General features: G+C 44.0%; 15 protein-coding genes and 1 riboswitch. Of the genes, 4 read left to right on the forward strand and 11 right to left on the reverse strand.

The features are described 5' to 3' along the window. Positions 1-150: 150 nt before the first annotated feature. A complete protein-coding gene (locus ACNOGP_RS13730; protein ID WP_007752679.1) occupies positions 151-1071 on the reverse strand; it encodes an RluA family pseudouridine synthase in 921 nt (306 codons plus the stop codon). Positions 1072-1186: 115 nt separating this feature from the next. Beyond that, positions 1187-2557 carry a 23S rRNA (uracil(1939)-C(5))-methyltransferase RlmD gene (gene rlmD / locus ACNOGP_RS13735; protein ID WP_222619243.1) on the reverse strand — a complete coding sequence of 457 codons (1371 nt, stop codon included), beginning with the start codon at positions 2555-2557 and terminating at the stop codon, positions 1187-1189. 247 nt (positions 2558-2804) lie between these two features. Between rlmD and ppdK the strand changes: the two genes are divergently transcribed. Then, on the forward strand, positions 2805-5525 hold the full coding sequence (gene ppdK / locus ACNOGP_RS13740) for a pyruvate, phosphate dikinase (protein ID WP_143865756.1): 2721 nt from the start codon (positions 2805-2807) through the stop codon (positions 5523-5525). Between the two features lie 267 nt (positions 5526-5792). After that, positions 5793-6305 carry an outer membrane beta-barrel protein gene (locus ACNOGP_RS13745; RefSeq protein WP_418213053.1) on the forward strand — a complete coding sequence of 171 codons (513 nt, stop codon included), beginning with the start codon at positions 5793-5795 and terminating at the stop codon, positions 6303-6305. A 129-nt stretch (positions 6306-6434) separates the two neighbouring features. Here ACNOGP_RS13745 and ACNOGP_RS13750 read toward each other — a convergent pair whose 3' ends face one another. The 9 genes from ACNOGP_RS13750 to ACNOGP_RS13790 form a co-directional block, all read right to left on the reverse strand. Further along, the gene (locus ACNOGP_RS13750) at positions 6435-7043 is read right to left on the reverse strand and encodes a thiamine phosphate synthase (RefSeq protein ID WP_007755052.1); all 609 of its coding nucleotides are present in this window, start codon (positions 7041-7043) and stop codon (positions 6435-6437) included. 63 nt (positions 7044-7106) lie between these two features. After that, entirely contained in the window at positions 7107-7799 is a 693-nt protein-coding gene (locus ACNOGP_RS13755; RefSeq protein ID WP_272719538.1) for a HesA/MoeB/ThiF family protein, read from the reverse strand. A 4-nt stretch (positions 7800-7803) separates the two neighbouring features. After that, a complete protein-coding gene (gene thiH, locus ACNOGP_RS13760) occupies positions 7804-8928 on the reverse strand; it encodes a 2-iminoacetate synthase ThiH (RefSeq protein ID WP_186968264.1) in 1125 nt (374 codons plus the stop codon). A gap of 12 nt (positions 8929-8940) precedes the next feature. Next, entirely contained in the window at positions 8941-10629 is a 1689-nt protein-coding gene (gene thiC, locus ACNOGP_RS13765) for a phosphomethylpyrimidine synthase ThiC (protein ID WP_195533890.1), read from the reverse strand. Positions 10630-10663: 34 nt separating this feature from the next. Then, on the reverse strand, positions 10664-11440 hold the full coding sequence (locus ACNOGP_RS13770) for a thiazole synthase (protein WP_007760996.1): 777 nt from the start codon (positions 11438-11440) through the stop codon (positions 10664-10666). 32 nt (positions 11441-11472) lie between these two features. Next, positions 11473-12090 (reverse strand): thiamine phosphate synthase, encoded by a 618-nt coding sequence (locus ACNOGP_RS13775; RefSeq protein WP_186968262.1) that lies wholly within the window; start codon positions 12088-12090, stop codon positions 11473-11475. A 4-nt stretch (positions 12091-12094) separates the two neighbouring features. Then, positions 12095-12295 (reverse strand): sulfur carrier protein ThiS, encoded by a 201-nt coding sequence (thiS, locus tag ACNOGP_RS13780; RefSeq protein ID WP_007755075.1) that lies wholly within the window; start codon positions 12293-12295, stop codon positions 12095-12097. 60 nt (positions 12296-12355) lie between these two features. After that, a riboswitch (TPP riboswitch) is annotated at positions 12356-12449 on the reverse strand. A gap of 162 nt (positions 12450-12611) precedes the next feature. Then, entirely contained in the window at positions 12612-13229 is a 618-nt protein-coding gene (locus tag ACNOGP_RS13785; protein WP_007755077.1) for a superoxide dismutase, read from the reverse strand. A gap of 77 nt (positions 13230-13306) precedes the next feature. Then, positions 13307-15046, reverse strand: coding sequence for an RHS repeat protein (locus ACNOGP_RS13790; protein ID WP_418213054.1), 1740 nt, complete (start codon positions 15044-15046; stop codon positions 13307-13309). A 145-nt stretch (positions 15047-15191) separates the two neighbouring features. Between ACNOGP_RS13790 and ACNOGP_RS13795 the strand changes: the two genes are divergently transcribed. Next, positions 15192-17567, forward strand: a complete 2376-nt coding sequence (locus ACNOGP_RS13795) for an ATP-dependent helicase (RefSeq protein ID WP_418213055.1) — start codon at positions 15192-15194, stop codon at positions 17565-17567. A gap of 22 nt (positions 17568-17589) precedes the next feature. Next, positions 17590-18273 (forward strand): glycine zipper family protein, encoded by a 684-nt coding sequence (locus ACNOGP_RS13800; RefSeq protein WP_418213056.1) that lies wholly within the window; start codon positions 17590-17592, stop codon positions 18271-18273. Positions 18274-18278: the final 5 nt, after the last annotated feature.

Below are 18278 nucleotides of genomic sequence, written 5' to 3' on the forward strand. Positions count from 1 at the left end.
AGTGTCATAATGAGTGATAAAATGCGGATTAACGCAAATTATCACAGATTATTTCAATGATAAATATAAATCAACGACTTATAAAATCATTTCTGCGATAATTTGCGTTAATCTGTGTTTGGACATCCTCTCTTTATTTTGTATGAGAGTTTATTTTTTTAGAAACAATTTCTTGAAGTCTGCCGGATAAGGAGTCTCAAACTCCATCAAATCTCCTGTTATCGGATGATAGAAGCACAGCTTGAAAGCATGAAGTGCCATTCGACCGATAGGGTTAGGAGTATTTTCACCACCATATCTTCCGTCTCCGATAATCGGATGTCCCAGATCCTGCATATGTACACGGATTTGATTCTTACGGCCTGTCTCTAAGTCCAATTCTATCAAAGAATACCCATTGGCACGCTTGATAGTGCGATAGTGAGTGATGGATAATGCGCCGCCATCATCTTGTTGGCTTGAACTGACATAGAGAGTTCTGTCTGTAAGAAACGATTCTACAGTTCCATAATCCTTCTCCATACTTCCCTCTACTACAGCTACATACCGGCGATCGGTCACTATATCATGCCAATTGTCGCGTAGTGTACGTTGCGTCTTTTCATCTTTAGCGAACATCATTAAGCCGGAAGTATCCCTATCCAGCCGATGAACGATATACACGCGGAACTGGCGTCCGGAACGTTGTACATACTCATTCAGTATTGTATATGCGGTACGTTCTTTCTGACGTTCTGTATTGACGGATAGAAGTCCTTGCATCTTCTCGACCACAATAATGTAAGCGTCCTCATATACAATTTTCAGCAGTCTGTTATTAAACTCTTTTTTTCCTTTTTCTTTGCTGATCTGCACCTTCATACCCGGCTGTAACGGGAAGTTGAACTGCGTAGTGATTACATTATCAACGAATACGACCCTTTTACTGAGTAATGATTTCAGTTTGGTACGACTTGCATCCGGCATTTTGGCAGCCAGAAACTCCATAAGTTCCATCGGTTCCTTGACTGCATAGTTGGTATATTGAGCACGTGCCTTTTCAGCGGGAGTTCTTCTCGGTCTTTTTTCCATTTCTTTTTTCTTTTGATTTAATACTCACCACAGATTACACGGATTAACACAGATTATAAAATCCAACAATAAAAAATCCGTGTTAATCCGTGTAATCTGTGGTGAACCGAATTCTTTATCGGAGTTCCAATAACACCACATTTTCCACATGATGAGTATGAGGGAACATATCTACCGGTTGAACGGCTTTCACCTTATATTTCTCATCGAGCAGTTGCAAATCGCGTGCTTGAGTAGCAGGATTGCAACTTACGTAAACAATCCGTTTTGGTTCGGCAAACAGGATAACGTCGATCACATCCTGATGCATACCGGCACGGGGAGGATCTGTAATAATCACATCCGGACGTCCGTGCTGATTGATGAAGTCCTGAGTCAGCATGTCTTTCATATCACCTGCATAGAATAATGCGTTCTTGATATCATTGATTTCTGCATTGACCTTTGCATCCTCGATGGCTTCCGGCACATATTCGATACCTATCACTTGGCGTGCCTGGCGTGATACGAAATTCGCAATTGTTCCTGTTCCCGTATAAAGGTCATATACCAGCTCATTTCCGGTCAGACCGGCAAATTCACGGGCCACCTTATATAGGTTGTACGCTTGTTCCGAATTTGTCTGATAGAAAGATTTCGGACCTACTTTGAAGCGCAATCCTTCCATTTCTTCAAAGATGTGGTCTTTGCCTTTGAATACGTGCACATCCAGATCATTGATAGTGTCGTTGCATTTATTATTAATAATGTATAGCAAGGAAGTGATCTCCGGGAATGAGTCGGCGACAAACTGCAATAACTGCTTGAACAACTCCATCTCATGCTCTTCCGTGATTTTACAAATCACAATTACCATCAGCTCACCGGTTGAAGACGTGCGGACAATCATGTTACGCAACATACCTTCCTGCGTGCGCAGATTGATAAAGGAATAATCATGTTCGTATGCATAGTCGCGTATCGCATTACGGATGCGGTTGGAAATATCATCTTGCAACCAGCATTTCTCAATGGCCAGCACTTTATCGAATGCTCCCGGAATGTGGAAACCTACTGCATTCATCTGGTCATACTTCACGTCTTGACGGACTTCCTCACTAGTCAGCCAGCGTTTGTTTGAGAATGTAAATTCCAGTTTATTCCGATAGAATTCGGTCTTTGCCGAACCAAGAATAGGAGAAATCTCGGGAAGCTCGATCTTGCCGATACGTTTCAGGTTATCTTCTACCTGTTTCTGTTTATATCTGATTTGTTCCGAATAGGGGAGCACTTGCCATTTGCAACCGCCGCATACACCGTAATGTTGGCAGAAAGGAACAGCGCGGTTGGGCGACAGTTCATGAAACTTCACCGCTTCTGCTTCGGCATATTTGTTCTTTTTACGCTTGATCTGAAGGTCTACTACATCGCCCGGTACTACGTATGGTACAAAAATTACCAGGTCATTTACTTTTGCGATGGCTTTCCCTTCGGCAGCCACATCCATGATTGTTACCTTCTCCAATAGGGGAAGCTCTTTTTTCTTTCTTGCCACTTTTACACCAATCTAATAATTACTTTGCAAAAGTAGGTATTTTTTTTGGAAAACTTTCGTGTCTACGGAAATATTCCAGATTGTAATGTCGAAATTGCATTTTGATAGAAAGTTTTTTCGCAAAAAGTTTTCTGGTTTGCGAAATATCCTTAGATTTGCGAACAGAAAAAAGTCATAATGTAACTTTAAACACAATATTATGGATAAAAAAAGAGTTTATACCTTTGGAAATGGTCAGGCAGAAGGAAAGGCTGACATGAGAAACTTGTTAGGTGGTAAAGGCGCCAACCTTGCCGAAATGAATCTTATCGGTGTCCCTGTTCCTCCGGGATTTACAATCACCACAGATGTTTGTACAGAATATTACGAATTAGGAAAAGATAAAGTCGTATCTCTTTTGAAAAGTGAAGTAGAAAGAGCAATCGCCAATATAGAAACTTTGATGAAATCAAAATTCGGTGACGTTGAGAATCCGTTGTTGGTTTCTGTTCGTTCCGGTGCGCGTGCTTCCATGCCGGGCATGATGGATACGATTCTGAATCTGGGACTGAATGACGAAGTAGTGGAAGGATTGATCCGCAAAACAGGAAATGCACGTTTTGCATGGGATTCTTACCGTCGTTTTGTACAGATGTACGGTGACGTGGTATTGGGCATGAAGCCGGTGAATAAGGAAGATGTGGACCCGTTTGAAGAAATCATCGAAGAAGTGAAACATCAGAAAGGTGTGAAACTGGATAATGAGCTGGAAGTGGAAGACTTGAAGGAATTGGTAAAACGATTCAAGGCCGCCGTAAAAGGACAGACCGGACAGGATTTCCCGAAATCAGCTTACGAACAGCTTTGGGGAGCTATCTGTGCTGTATTCAACTCATGGATGAATGAACGTGCTATTCTTTATCGTAAGATGGAAGGAATTCCCGACGAATGGGGAACAGCAGTCAGTGTACAGGCTATGGTATTCGGTAATATGGGCGAAACTTCGGCAACAGGTGTTTGTTTCTCCCGTGACGCTGCCACAGGTGAAGACCTTTTCAATGGTGAGTACCTGATTAACGCGCAGGGCGAGGATGTGGTAGCCGGTATCCGTACTCCGCAACAGATTACTAAGATAGGTTCTCAGCGTTGGGCTCAACTGGCAGGAGTCAGTGAAGAGGAACGCGTTGCCAAATATCCTTCTATGGAAGAAGCCATGCCCGAAATCTATAAAGAACTGGATGCGCTTCAAACCAAACTGGAAAATCACTATAAGGATATGCAGGATATGGAGTTCACCGTACAAGAAGGTAAACTTTGGTTCCTCCAGACACGTAACGGCAAGCGTACGGGTGCTGCTATGGTGAAGATTGCTATGGATTTGCTCCGTCAGGGCATGATTGACGAAAAGACTGCCTTGATGCGTGTGGAACCGAATAAGTTGGATGAGTTGCTCCACCCTGTATTCGATAAGGACGCTTTGAAGAAAGCTAAAATTCTAACTCGCGGTCTTCCTGCTTCTCCGGGTGCTGCTGCCGGTCAGATTGTATTCTTTGCTGATGATGCAGCCGAATGGCGTGCTGCCGGTAAGCGTGTAGTGATGGTTCGTATCGAGACTTCTCCTGAGGACCTGGCCGGTATGGCAGTTGCCGAAGGTATTCTTACAGCTCGCGGTGGTATGACTTCTCATGCTGCTGTGGTTGCACGTGGTATGGGCAAATGCTGTGTGTCGGGTGCGGGTGCTTTGAATATCGATTATAAAGCTCGTACCGTAGAAATTGACGGTGTGGTATTGAAAGAAGGAGATTATATCTCATTGAACGGAAGTACAGGTATAGTATATAATGGTAAGGTGGAAACGAAGGCTGCCGAACTCTCCGGTGACTTCGCCGAACTGATGGCACTTGCCGATAAATATACCCGTCTGCAGGTACGTACTAATGCGGATACGCCTCATGATGCGACGGTAGCCCGTAATTTCGGTGCGGTGGGTATCGGTCTTTGCCGTACGGAACATATGTTCTTTGAGGGTGAGAAGATTAAGGCTATGCGTGAAATGATTCTGGCTGAAAATGCAGAAGGCCGTCGTAAGGCATTGGCTAAGATTCTTCCATATCAACAAGCCGACTTTAAAGGTATCTTTAAGGCAATGGCGGGTTGTCCTGTGACTGTACGTCTGCTCGATCCTCCTTTGCATGAGTTCGTTCCTCACGATCTGAAAGGACAGCAGGAAATGGCAGATACTATGGGAGTGAGCCTGCAATATATCCAACAGCGTGTGGAATCATTGTGTGAGCACAATCCGATGTTGGGACACCGTGGCTGTCGTTTGGGAAATACATATCCGGAGATTACACAGATGCAGACACGCGCTATCTTGGGTGCTGCTTTGGAATTGAAGAAAGAAGGAGTGGAGACTCATCCGGAAATTATGGTTCCATTGACCGGTATTCTGTATGAATTCAAAGAACAGGAAAAGGTGATCCGTGCCGAAGCTAAGAAATTGTTTGAGGAAATGGGAGATAGCATTGATTTCAAAGTTGGTACTATGATCGAAATACCTCGTGCAGCCTTGACTGCCGACCGTATTGCTTCTTCTGCGGAATTCTTCTCATTCGGTACAAATGACTTGACGCAGATGACTTTCGGTTACTCTCGTGATGATATTGCTTCTTTCCTCCCTGTATATTTGGAAAAGAAGATTTTGAAAGTAGACCCGTTCCAGGTTCTCGACCAGAATGGTGTGGGACAGTTGGTTCGTATGGCAACGGAAAAAGGCCGTGCCATCCGTCCGGATTTGAAATGCGGTATTTGTGGTGAACATGGTGGTGAACCTTCTTCTGTGAAGTTCTGCCACAGAGTAGGATTGAACTACGTAAGTTGTTCGCCGTTCCGAGTGCCTATTGCAAGATTGGCAGCGGCGCAGGCAGCTATAGAAGGATAGTCAAATACACTGGTTAGGTACTTAACTATCTGTAATGTAGGCTGTAATCATCTCATAGAGTTGATTGCAGCCTATTTTTTTCAGCCGATTATTTACTATTACTTGTTGCGATGTTTACTCAAAGTTTACACTCGCTCAAGATGTATATTTTATGAAAAACTAACTAAAAAGTTGTTTTAATCAAAAAAGGGTTATACTTTTGTTCCCCGAAAAATTAAGGTATTAGGCTTTTAAGAGGCCTGAATGTTTAACTAAAACAACGATAGAATGAAAAAGATTGTAGTTTTGATTTTTGTAGTGATGGCGGCTTTGTCTGTTAAAGCACAATTTTATGCGGGTGGAAATGTGGCATTGTGGCATAATGACGATGCAGATAATACATCTTTCCTGATTGAACCGGAATTTGGATATAACTTTAGTGAACAATGGGCAGTGGGAGCTACCTTAGGATTTGCTCACAACAGCAAAGAGACAGTAGGTTTTAAAAATGCTTTTAGTTTTGCTCCTTATGTTCGTTATTCATATTACGAAAATAAAGTAGTACGTCTGTTCTTGGATGGAGGTATTGGAGTTTCTTCTGTTAAATATGGTGACAACTCCGAAGGTGGCTTTGAGCTGGGGATCAAACCGGGACTTGCCATTAAATTGAATAATCACTTTAGCCTTGTTGCCAAATGTGGATTCTTGGGATACAGAGATGATTATGCGTATGGTACTGATGGTTACGGATTTTCATTCGGTAGTGAAGACCTTTCATTTGGTTTCCATTACGAGTTCTGATAAAGCACCGTTGTACTACAATAATAAAGGAAAGGGGAATTCTCGAATATTCGGGGATTCCCTTTTCTTTTATATAAAATCTAAATCTAGTGATTGCAATATAAAATACAAGCCCGGCTCTTTATTCGCTCAATCCGATAGCTTTTTCAGTTTCTTGAAATGCTTGATTACAGCCAGATAATCACGATCGGAACAAGCATCGAATTTATTCCAAAGGTCCCCCAATATAACGGCACCGCCAAAGCCGAAGTCCTTAATCTCAAGCAGGTTCTCCTCATTGATACCGCCTAACGCCATTACTTTCGAGTCGATGATTTTAGCCTTTTGTGCTTCACGTAATTCTTCGGCGGTATATGTCGAATAATAGTTCACTTTAGAGATACTGTCGTAAATAGGACTCATGAAAACATAGTCATAAAAATGTTTTCTGTTTTTCACTTCCTCCACAGAATGGCATGAACAGCTGATATGCCCGTCATAATCATGTGGTTCCTTGGGATTGCGGGCATTCAGATGAATCCCCATCAAATTGAACTCCTCTTTCATATAGAAATGCTCGTGCGTGACAATACGGCGATGATATTTCTCCGGAATAAGAGTCAGCAACCGTTCAGAGTACATGGCCGGAGTTTCCGGTTTTCTAAGATGTAGAATATCCAATCCCTCTTCAAAAAGAGCAGTGATAATCTTGTCTTCTTCAACGAAGAAAGTGGGTGTGGTGACTACAATTAATTTCATTTCCCTTTGTTAAAATTGGATTCTTTAGCAAAGTTACTAATTAACTATATCAGAAACCAACCTTTATAGTGAAAATTTGTTAGATTGCAATGTCCGCAGGTCAATTGTCCATAGTTCACCGGCTAAAACGTCACCGAAACCACAGATTATCTTTAGAACTTCTGTTGCTTCAATACTTCCTACAACGGCAGGCGTAATTCCCATTACTCCTTTGGAGGGAGGAGGCATTCGTTTCATTTCTTCTTCGTCAGGATAAAGATCACGATAACTTTTCTTTCGGTTTCCGTAATTGAAAACCGAGACTTGTCCTTCAAATCCGCAGATAGCGCCATATACATACGGCTTTCCCTGCTTGATGCAGATGTCGTTAATCAGATAACGGGTATCGAAATTATCACAGCCGTCCACCACTATATCATATTCTTGGATAATACGGTCTGCGTTTTCCGCAGTCAGTCGGGTAGAGTAGTATCTTGTCTCAATCTCACTGTTGAGCGAGGTCAAGCGATGGGCGGCACATACGACCTTCGGCTTTCCCAGCTCCTCTTCGGAATAAAGGACCTGTCGTTGCAGGTTGCTGATACTTACCGAATCATCGTCTACCAGACCAAGACAGCCTACGCCTGCACCCGCCAGATAAAGAGCGATGGGAGAGCCTAACCCTCCCACACCTACAATCAGCACTTTTGCCTTTTGCAACTTATTCTGTCCCTCTTCCCCAATCTCAGGAAGTATAATTTGTCTGTCGTATCGCATCAGCCTATCTTTTGAAATCGAACGACTGGTCCCAATCCTTCCAAATAGGTTCACGTCCTAGCTTTTTCAAGTCACGTTCCACTTCCACGGCCTTCCGTTCATCGCTGACATGAAACTGCTCCAGTGTTTGGGGATAACTGTAGTATCCTCCCGGTTCAGTCTTACTTTCCGCACTCATGGTCGTTACACCCAGTGTTGCCATGTTGTTGCGTATCTCCGCACTTTCACGGGTAGAATAAGAGATATCTACATCATGGTCGAAGATACGCATGGCGAATGTGAGTTGGGCGAGTTCGCGGTCGTTCATGATGACATTGGGCTGGAAACCTCCATTCTCCGACGGGCGCATACGCGGGAAGTTCACGCTATATTTCGTTTTCCAATAGTGCTTCTGCAGATAGCGCAGATGATAAGCCATCATCGTAACATCTGTCCGCCACTCTTCCAGACCAATCAATACCCCCATACCGATTTTGTGCACACCTGCCTGTCCCATACGGTCGAAGCCATTGACACGCCATTCAAATTTGGACTTCATGCCTCTCGGATGGTACGTCTTGTAATTTGCTTTGTTGTAAGTCTCCTGAAAGCAGATTACTCCGTTCAGGCCATGATTGGTCAGCTCCTTGTATTCCTCTGCTTTAAGCGGCATTACCTCAATCTGGAGATTGCTGAAATAAGGTTTGGCTAAGTCCAAAGCGCGGGCGATATAAGGAACACCCGCTGCTGCGGGATTCTCGCCGGTCACTAGCAGGAGATTCTCGAAAGGAGCCAAACGTTTGATAGCCTTGTACTCGTTGATAATCTCTTCCTCGGTCAGTATGGTTCTTTTCATCGGATTACTGATATGGAAACCGCAATACACACAAGAGTTGGTGCAAGAATTAGTCAGATAGAGCGGAACAAACATAGAGATGGTCTTGCCGAACCGTTCCAATGTATATTTTTGGCTGAGGCGTGCCATCACTTCCAGGTAAGGAGCGGCGGCCGGAGAAATCAATGCCATAAAATCGCTGACGTCCAGGTGCTCTTTCTTACCCAATGCACGTCGTACGTCTGCATCCGTTTTGGAATAGATGGCTTTTGTCGTCTCTTCCCAAGATATTTTTTCTAATTCGTCTGAAAACATAATTTTTAGTGATTAGTTTTTGTTCTTCTTTAAATCACGTGACAACCGCATTGCGCAGAAATTAGGTCCGCACATCGTACAGTATTCTCCGTCGATATGATGTCCGGCACGGAAGTAGCTTTGTGCACGTTCCGGGTCAAGTGATAAATCAAACTGGTCTTTCCAACGGAACTCATACCGGGCTTTGCTCAATGCATTATCACGTACCTGTGCTCCCGGATGTCCTTTGGCGAGGTCGGCGGCATGGGCGGCAATCTTATAAGTGATGACTCCCACACGTACGTCTTCTTTGTCCGGCAGGGCAAGATGTTCCTTAGGAGTGACATAGCAAAGCATTGCCGTTCCCAACCATCCGATTTGTGCCGCACCGATGGCGGAAGTGATATGATCATATCCCGGAGCAATATCCGTTACCAGCGGGCCGAGTGTATAGAACGGCGCATCGTGGCATTTCTCAATCTGGCGTTCCATATTTTCTTTGATCTTGTGCATCGGAACGTGTCCGGGGCCTTCGATGAATGCTTGCACATTCTTATCCCATGCGCGTAACACTAATTCTCCCATTGTATCCAATTCTGCAAACTGCGCTTCGTCATTGGCATCGTAGATAGAACCCGGACGAAGTCCGTCGCCCAAAGATACTGCCACATCATACTGTGCCAGAATATCGCAGATGTCGTCAAAGTGTTCATATAAGAAACTTTCCCGGTCGTGCACCAGACACCATTTGCTCATGATACTTCCTCCGCGACTGACAATACCGCACAACCGCTTGTCGGCAAGATGGACATTGTGCCGACGGATACCTGCATGGATGGTAAAGTAATCCACTCCTTGTTCGCATTGTTCAATCAAGGTATCCCGGTAAATTTCCCAAGTCAGGTCTTCCACCACACCGTTTACTTTCTCAAGAGCCTGATAGATAGGGACTGTGCCGACGGGTACGGGGCAGTTGCGGATAATCCATTCACGTGTCTCATGAATGTTTTCTCCGGTAGAGAGATCCATCAACGTATCGCCTCCCCATTTGCAACTCCATAATGCTTTTTCTACCTCTTCGTCAATGCTCGAAGTAGTAGCCGAGTTTCCGATATTCGTATTGATTTTTACCAGAAAGTTACGTCCGATAATCATCGGTTCGGCTTCCGGATGATTAATGTTGGCAGGCAGTACGGCGCGTCCTTCCGCAATCTCCTGGCGGACAAATTCGGGAGTGATATAAGTCTTGATTCCTAACTCTTCGCAATTCATATTTTCACGGATGGCCACATACTCCATCTCCGGAGTGACAATTCCCTTTTTGGCGTATGCCATCTGAGTAATAGCCTCTCCTTTTTTTGCCCGATAAGGCAGAGCGATATGCTCAAAACGCAGGTGGTCGAGGCTTTTGTCGTCCCGTCTCATTTGTCCGTATTCGGAAGTGATTTCGGGTAGTTGCTCCACATCACCACGGCCGACAATCCATTCTTCACGCATTCGGGGCAAGCCTTTTTTGAGATCAATACTCATTTCCGTATCACTGAACGGTCCGCTGGTGTCATACACATATACTTCCGGATTGGGAGTTACAATCTTTTCTTCGCCTTCAAAACTGACACTGGGCACTTGCTCCACTTTCCGCATGGCAACGCGGATATTCGGATAAAGTTTTCCGGGTAAATATACTTTCTGAGAGCGGGGAAATTTTATTCTTTGTTCCATAATTGTTCTTTTAGCAGTCAGCTACTTATTCATATTATTTATCCAAAAAAGCAGTCAGCGGTGAGCTGGCTTCGGCTATAAAGTTGTCCGCTTGCAGTCCTAATCCCGCTTCGTATGCCTGTCTTCCGGCTTCGGTGGCAGTTTTGAAGGCCTTCGCCATTTCTACCGGGTTTCCGGCAACGGCAATTGCTGTATTTACCAGTACGGCGGAAGCTCCCAGTTCCATTGCTTCAGCGGCATGGCTTGGCGCACCGATACCTGCATCAACGACAACAGGGATACCTGCCTGCTCGATAATAATCTGTAGGAATTCTTTGGTCTGCAATCCTTTATTTGTGCCGATCGGAGCGCCGAGAGGCATAACGGTAGCTGCTCCGGCTTCTTCCAACCGTTTACAAAGCACGGGGTCTGCCTGACAATAAGGCAATACGACGAAACCTAGTTTCACCAACTCTTCCGTAGCTTTCAGTGTCTCGATAGAGTCGGGGAGCAGGTAGCGGGGATCTGGGTGAATCTCTAGTTTCAGCCAATTCGTTCCGAACGCCTCACGCGCCATCTGTGCGGCAAACACAGCCTCTTCCGCATCGCGTACACCGGAAGTGTTGGGTAATAACTGGATATTCGGATGGATAATATGTTTCAGCATATCGTCCTCTTTGTTGTCCATGTCAATACGTTTCATGGCAACCGTTACCATTTCTGTGCCCGAAGCCAGAATAGATTGCTCCATTATTTCATTGGAGTTGAATTTTCCTGTTCCCAAGAAAAGGCGTGAGCTGAATTCACGTCCTGCAATTACTAACTTTTCCATGTCTTTTGGAATTTAGAATTATAGATGTTGATTTATGAATTACTTAGAATCTTCCGTGTTTCCTCTACCGGATTTTCCGCCCGGAGAATCGTTCCGGACAAGGCGATGCCATTGACTCCTGTGCGGAGGATATCGGGGATATCTTCGTTGGTGATTCCTCCGATAGCTACTACCGGAAGGTTGATATCCGCTTCTTTCATTTGTGAAAGGATGGAAGCGTAACCTTCCAGACCGAGTACGGGACTTAAATTCTTTTTAGTGGTGGTGAAGCGGAAGGGACCGATCCCCAAGTAATCGGCTCCGGCGCGGTAATGTTGTACGACATCCTCGAAGGTATTGGCCGTGCCACCGATGATAAAGGCTTCTCCGAGTATCTGTCGTGCCTGGTCGATGGGCATATCCTTCTTTCCCAGATGTACACCGTCCACTTCCAGTTTCTTGACCAATTCGACATGATCATCGAGAACTAAGATAGCTTCGTGTTCCTTACAGAGTGGCTTCAGTTGCAGCGCCACTTGTTCCACCTCCTCAAGAGGAGCTTCTTTCATGCGTAGTTGGATCCATTTGCACCCTCCTTCGAGTGCCATACGTGCCGATTCGAAATATGAATACCGTTCGGTCTGATGTGTGATAAATTGCAGACTAATCATTTTCTTATCCTCCGCAAGCCGCCTTGATAATTACCAGATTGTCATTCTCATGCAATACGAAACGTTCCCATTCGGTACGGGGAATCATTTTGTTGTTTACCGCGATAGCAATACCTTGAACGGGAAGTTCGAGTTGCGTCGTCAGCTGTGTAAGGGTAGAGTTGGGGATAAGTTCCACCTCTTTGTTGTTCACTTGTACTTTCATTGTCCTATCAGAATAAATAAGTTGAAAGTAAATACAAAGAGCGTGCTTTTACGGAAAGGCGATAAGAAGAAACACAATCCCTACGTCAGTGCTAACTGCATCAGGTTCTTAGGGTATAATCTCAGCCCCTCATGGGGCACCCCTTTGTCTTTACGGGAGCAAAGTAAGTGAAAAAGAAACAGAAAAACACTAAATCGGTTGATTTTTTTTCATTTTTCTGTCGGATATTTGTGTTGGTGGCATCTATATAGCCTAAAAAAGGTCGCTGTGAAAATCACAACGACCTTGTTCAAGTATAGTTTAGTCAGTAAATCCGTTACATTCTGTTTTCCACCACATCCCAGTCGATGATACTCCACAGGGCATTGACATGGTCGGCACGACGGTTCTGGTAATCCAGGTAGTAAGAGTGTTCCCACACGTCAAAACCGAGAAGCGGTTTCAATCCGGCACGTACAGGGTTACTGCCGTTTCCCTCTTTGGTGATGTGCAGTTTTCCGTTTTTATCAACGGACAACCAGGCCCATCCTGAACCGAATAATCCTACCGCTGCCGCATTGAATTCTTTCTTGAAGTTTTCAAAGCTGCCGAAGTCACGCTTGATGGCTTCTCCCAGTTTGCCTGTCGGTTCTTTCTTGGCAGGTTTGGGGGCAAATTGCAGGAAATATAGATTGTGGTTCAATACTTGTCCGGCGTTATTGAATATAGCTCCGTCCGGTGCGGTGGCAACGATTTCTTCCACCTTTTTACCTTCATATTCGGTTCCGGGCACGAGGCTGTTCAGATTATTTACATACGTTTGTAGATGTTTCCCGTAATGGAAATCTATCGTTTGCTGACTGATTACAGGTTCCAACGCATTGTTTGCGTAAGGAAGTTTAGGCATTTCGTAAGTCATGGTCATCATAATTAAAGACATTAATATAGTATTCATAATGTTACAAGTTTTAAATGGCTTGTTATACTATAATAACAGAAGCATTTGGTAAAAGGTTCGCAGTATCTTCACTTTTATTTATAAATATACTGTACCCGTTCCACCTCTTGGGGATTTCCGCGATTTGTACGGCAGACCCATTGCCCTGTATTATCATATTCATAATAAGAATTTCCGTCAATCGGATTGCCATATTTATCATACATACAAGTCAGGTAACCGGACGTTTTCTGGTTATTGCCTAAAATACGCTGATAAGCTATCTGAGTCAAATAACCGTATTTGTCATATTCATAAGTATCTTTTTGGGAGATGATCTGATCGGCGGAGTTAGCCATAAGCAAGTTCTGATGTTGCGATGCGGTCAATCTGCCTTTTTCATCATACTTGTTCGCTGTGTATGCTTGGAGTTCTCCGTTCTTATTGTATTCTTTGGCTTCAGTCAATAAGCCTTGTTTACTGTATGTGCTGATAATCGACCTTCCGTCCATATATTTAAGTGAATCGCTCTCGATGCTCCCGTCGGCACCGATACGGCGTGTCCTTCGGTAAATGTCCGTTTTGGTCTTGGGATTTGTCTGCACTTCAAAGATGCAGTGGCCTTGAGGGTCATACAGTCTGTTTGTTTGCACCTCCTCACTCACCTGACCGTTTTTCATAGTCAGGGATAATATAGAGACAAGCTGCCCCTTGTCATTGTACGAATAAGTGGTTGACACATTCCCAGTGCTGTCGTTGGCGGCAGACTTGATCAGTCGTCCCGCATTGTAATATTTTACGGAAGTGGGAGTGGAGATGATTGTCTGTAGAATGAATGGAGCTCGTAGCGCATTGGCTTGATCACGAAACTCTTTGTACTTATGTGTACTGAGGAATTCCCGCAACAAACCCAAAGATTCGGAATTGGTTATTGTCGGTTTCAAAAGTTCAAAATCAGCTTTCTCGCTAAGATATTCGAGGTCGTCCAGATGGGTACGTGCTGAGGAACTCAGATAAGGGTTGCGTTTATAATCGTCAATAACCTGCCGGAGGGCGGTTGCATTGTTTCCCTCTCGCAGACTGTCGATACAATGGAATAGAAAATCATCATATAAAGCTTGGACTTTTGGCAAAAACGGGCGCGTTTCTTTGTCCGTGAAAAACTTTTGCATTGCCGGATCGTCAAAAAAAGCTTTGAAATTTTCCTGTGACGGGTTATGTTTTACAATCCCGTATAACCGTTTGTTTTCGGCAGCATTGATTTGCGGGATAAATTTCCCATTCGGATATTCCGCTATATATGTCTGATATGTGCTGAGTGCAGGCGCTGTCAGCATACCTTCCAATAAAGCCAATTCACGGATATTCCGTATCTTCTGTGCAATAACGGAGTCTGCCGTATAACCGCTTGAACGAATGCTGTCCAGCAGTGTACGGCTGAAAGGTATCTGTTCTTTCGAAGCCTCCAATATGTGGATAATAGCCTGTTCCGCTCTGTCCTGTACGTTCGGAAGCGGTATTTTCTCTTCCTCACAGATGTTGGAGAAGTAGGCGTTTGCCGCTTTCCCGTAACATCCGAAATAATCGGTTGCGGCTTGTTCGCTTTGTTCGTTCCACAACCCGTTAAGGACATCCAGCAGGGCCAGTTCTTCGGCATAATATGCCTTCGTGTCGTTGTCTACCTTTTCTCGGTTCTTCTGCCATTTTTCCGTATCATTATCGTTCAGATACCTTAGCAGTTTTTCCATACGGCTTTGTTTTTGCGCCATAGCCTGTGGAATGCAGGCGACTAGGCTTAAACTCAAAATAATTGATAACAATATACTTTTTTTCATTGCTTTGGGGGTTAGGTTAAAATAGTTAGTGACGAAAAATCATAAAAATACCGTCATTCTCAAATGAATATTATACTTTTGTATTCAGAACAAATTTGAATGCCGAGAGTTTGTTAAAAAACTACATTGTTTTTATAATGCTGTTATGAATATCAATTATAAAGAAGAACTGAATGAGAGTCAGTATGAAGCTGTGACTTATATTGATGGACCTTCGTTGGTGATAGCTGGCGCAGGTTCGGGAAAGACACGTGTATTGACTTATAAAATAGATTATTTGATTAAGGAAAAAAAGTTTGATGCGCATCATATACTTGCACTAACTTTTACTAATAAGGCTGCACGTGAAATAGTGAAACGTGTTGACCGTGATATTGGTCTTCCATGGTCAAGTTATATATGGATGGGTACTTTTCATTCTGTTTTTGCTCGTATTCTTCGTCGCGAGGCACAATATCTTGGTTTTACTTCTCAGTTTACCATTTATGATACTACTGATAGTAAAAGTCTACTTCGTTCCATTATTAAAGAAATGGGGTTGAACGAAAAGACTTATAAACCGGGGGTAGTACAAGCTCGCATCTCCAATGCAAAGAATCATTTGGTTACTCCTACGGGATACGCTGCCAATAAAGAAGTATACGAAGGCGATATGGCTGTAAGGATGCCTGCTATTCGTGATATTTATACCCATTATTGGGACAGGTGTCGTCAGGCGGGAGCTATGGATTTTGATGATTTGTTGGTATATACATACATTCTGTTTCGTGATTATCCGGAAGTATTAGCACGTTACCAGAAACAGTTCCATTATGTGTTGGTCGATGAGTATCAAGATACTAACTATGCCCAACATTGCATTATCTTGCAACTGACGAAAGAAAATCAGCATATTTGTGTTGTTGGCGATGATGCACAAAGCATTTACTCTTTTCGTGGAGCGGATATTGATAATATCCTTTACTTTACGAAGACATATCCGAATACGAAAGTTTTCAAGTTGGAGCAGAACTATCGTTCCACACAGACCATTGTTTGTGCTGCCAACAGCTTGATAGAAAAGAATGAGCGCCAGATACGTAAAGCCGTATTTTCCGAAAAGGAGAAAGGGGAAGCTATCGGTGTATTTCAGGCATATAGTGATGTGGAAGAAGGGGATATCGTTGCTAATAAGGTAGCTGAACTTCGTCGGGAATATCATTACGGGTATGCTGATTTTGCTATCCTATATCGTACGAATGCACAAAGTCGTATTTTTGAGGAAGCTCTTCGGAAGCGGAGTATGCCTTATAAAATTTATGGCGGACTTTCATTCTACCAACGTAAAGAGATAAAAGATGTGATTGCTTATTTCCGTTTGGTGGTGAATCCGAATGATGAAGAAGCATTCAAACGAATTATTAATTATCCTGCTCGTGGTATCGGAGATACTACGGTCGGTAAAATCATATCGGCGGCAACTGATCATGGAGTCAGTCTGTGGTCAACGCTTTGTGAACCGTTGACTTATGGACTGAACATCAACAAAGGTACTCATACAAAGCTGCAAGGTTTCCGTGCATTGATCGAGGGTTTTATAACCGATCAGGCGGATAAGAATGCGTACGAGATAGGTGTGGATATTATCCGTCAATCGGGCATTATGAACGATGTGTGTCAGGATACTTCTCCGGAGAACTTGAGCCGTAAGGAAAACATAGAAGAATTGGTGAATGGAATGAATGATTTCTGTACTTTGCGGCAGGAGGAAGGCAATCCGAATATATCTCTTACCGATTTTCTTTCAGAGATTGCGTTGCTCACCGATCAGGATTCCGACAAAGCGGATGACGGAGAAAAGATAACGTTGATGACAGTTCATTCCGCCAAAGGATTGGAATTTAAGAATGTTTTTGTAGTCGGTCTGGAAGAAAACCTATTTCCAAGTGGGATGGTTGGCGATTCTCCCCGTGCATTGGAGGAAGAACGCCGTTTGTTCTATGTCGCCATTACCCGTGCAGAGGAACATTGCTACTTGTCTTTTGCCAAAACACGCTTCCGTTATGGAAAGATGGAGTTTGGGAGTCCCAGTCGTTTCTTGCGTGATATTGATATCCATTATTTGAAAATGCCGCACGAAGCGGGAATCAGTCGTTCGGTGGATGAAGGCGCAGGACGCTTCCGCAGGGAGATTGAAGGAGGATTCACTCGTTCTGCTTCTCCGTCGCGTACTACACCTTTTGGAAGTGCTTCTTCGGAACGAAAGGAGCGACCGAAGGCTCAGATAATAGCTCCCAGTGTGCCGAGAAATTTGAAAAAGGTAAGTACGGTAAGCAGTGGCGGTTCTCAAGCGATGTCTTCCGGTCCGGTATCGGTTGCAGGATTACAAGCCGGACAGAGAATTGAACATGAACGTTTCGGTTTGGGAGAAGTGATGAAGGTAGAAGGCACGGGAGACAATGCAAAAGCAACTATTCATTTTAAAAATGCGGGAGAGAAACAACTATTATTGCGTTTCGCTCGTTTTAAGGTAATAGAATAAAAATATTAAAATAGAAAGGCTCATGAAGAAACAACTAACAGTATTTTTGCTTTCCGTTTTACTTTTGAGCGGATGTGCATCAGGGCGTATGGGTAATCCGGGAGCTATCGTGGCCGGTGCTTCTATCGGAGGTAGTTTGGGAGGTTCGATAGGTGGATTGATTGGAGATAATAATCGAGGTTGGCGAGGTGGTTATCGTGGCTCTGCTATTGGCAATATTGTAGGGACTATTGCCGGTGCGGCGATAGGCAGTGCGTTGACCGCACCGCGACAAGAGCCGATAGAGGATGACGCATACGTTCCCGAAGTTCGGGAGGTTCGTGTGCAGAAATATAAGAAACAGCCGGTTCAGCAGCCTGTTTCTCAATTGAAACTACGTAGAATCCGTTTTATAGATGATAATCGCAGTCATGTGATTGATGCGGGAGAGAACAGTAAGATTATCTTTGAGATTATGAATGAAGGCCGGAAGCCTGTTTATAACGTAGTTCCGGTGGTGGAAACCGTAGGCAAGGTGAAGCATATCGGCATTTCTCCTTCGGTAATGGTCGAAGAGATTTTGCCGGGCGAAGGCATTCGTTATACGGCTTCCATACATGCCAGTGATCGATTGAAAGACGGTGAAGTAACGTTCCGTGTAGCAGTGGCAGATGAAAATGGGGTGATCTGCGACTCGCAGGAGTTTACTCTGCCTACACAGCGTTGAGGACG

The organism is Bacteroides difficilis (genome assembly GCF_048319815.1).
GTDB classification, from domain to species: Bacteria; Bacteroidota; Bacteroidia; order Bacteroidales; family Bacteroidaceae; genus Bacteroides; species Bacteroides zhangwenhongii.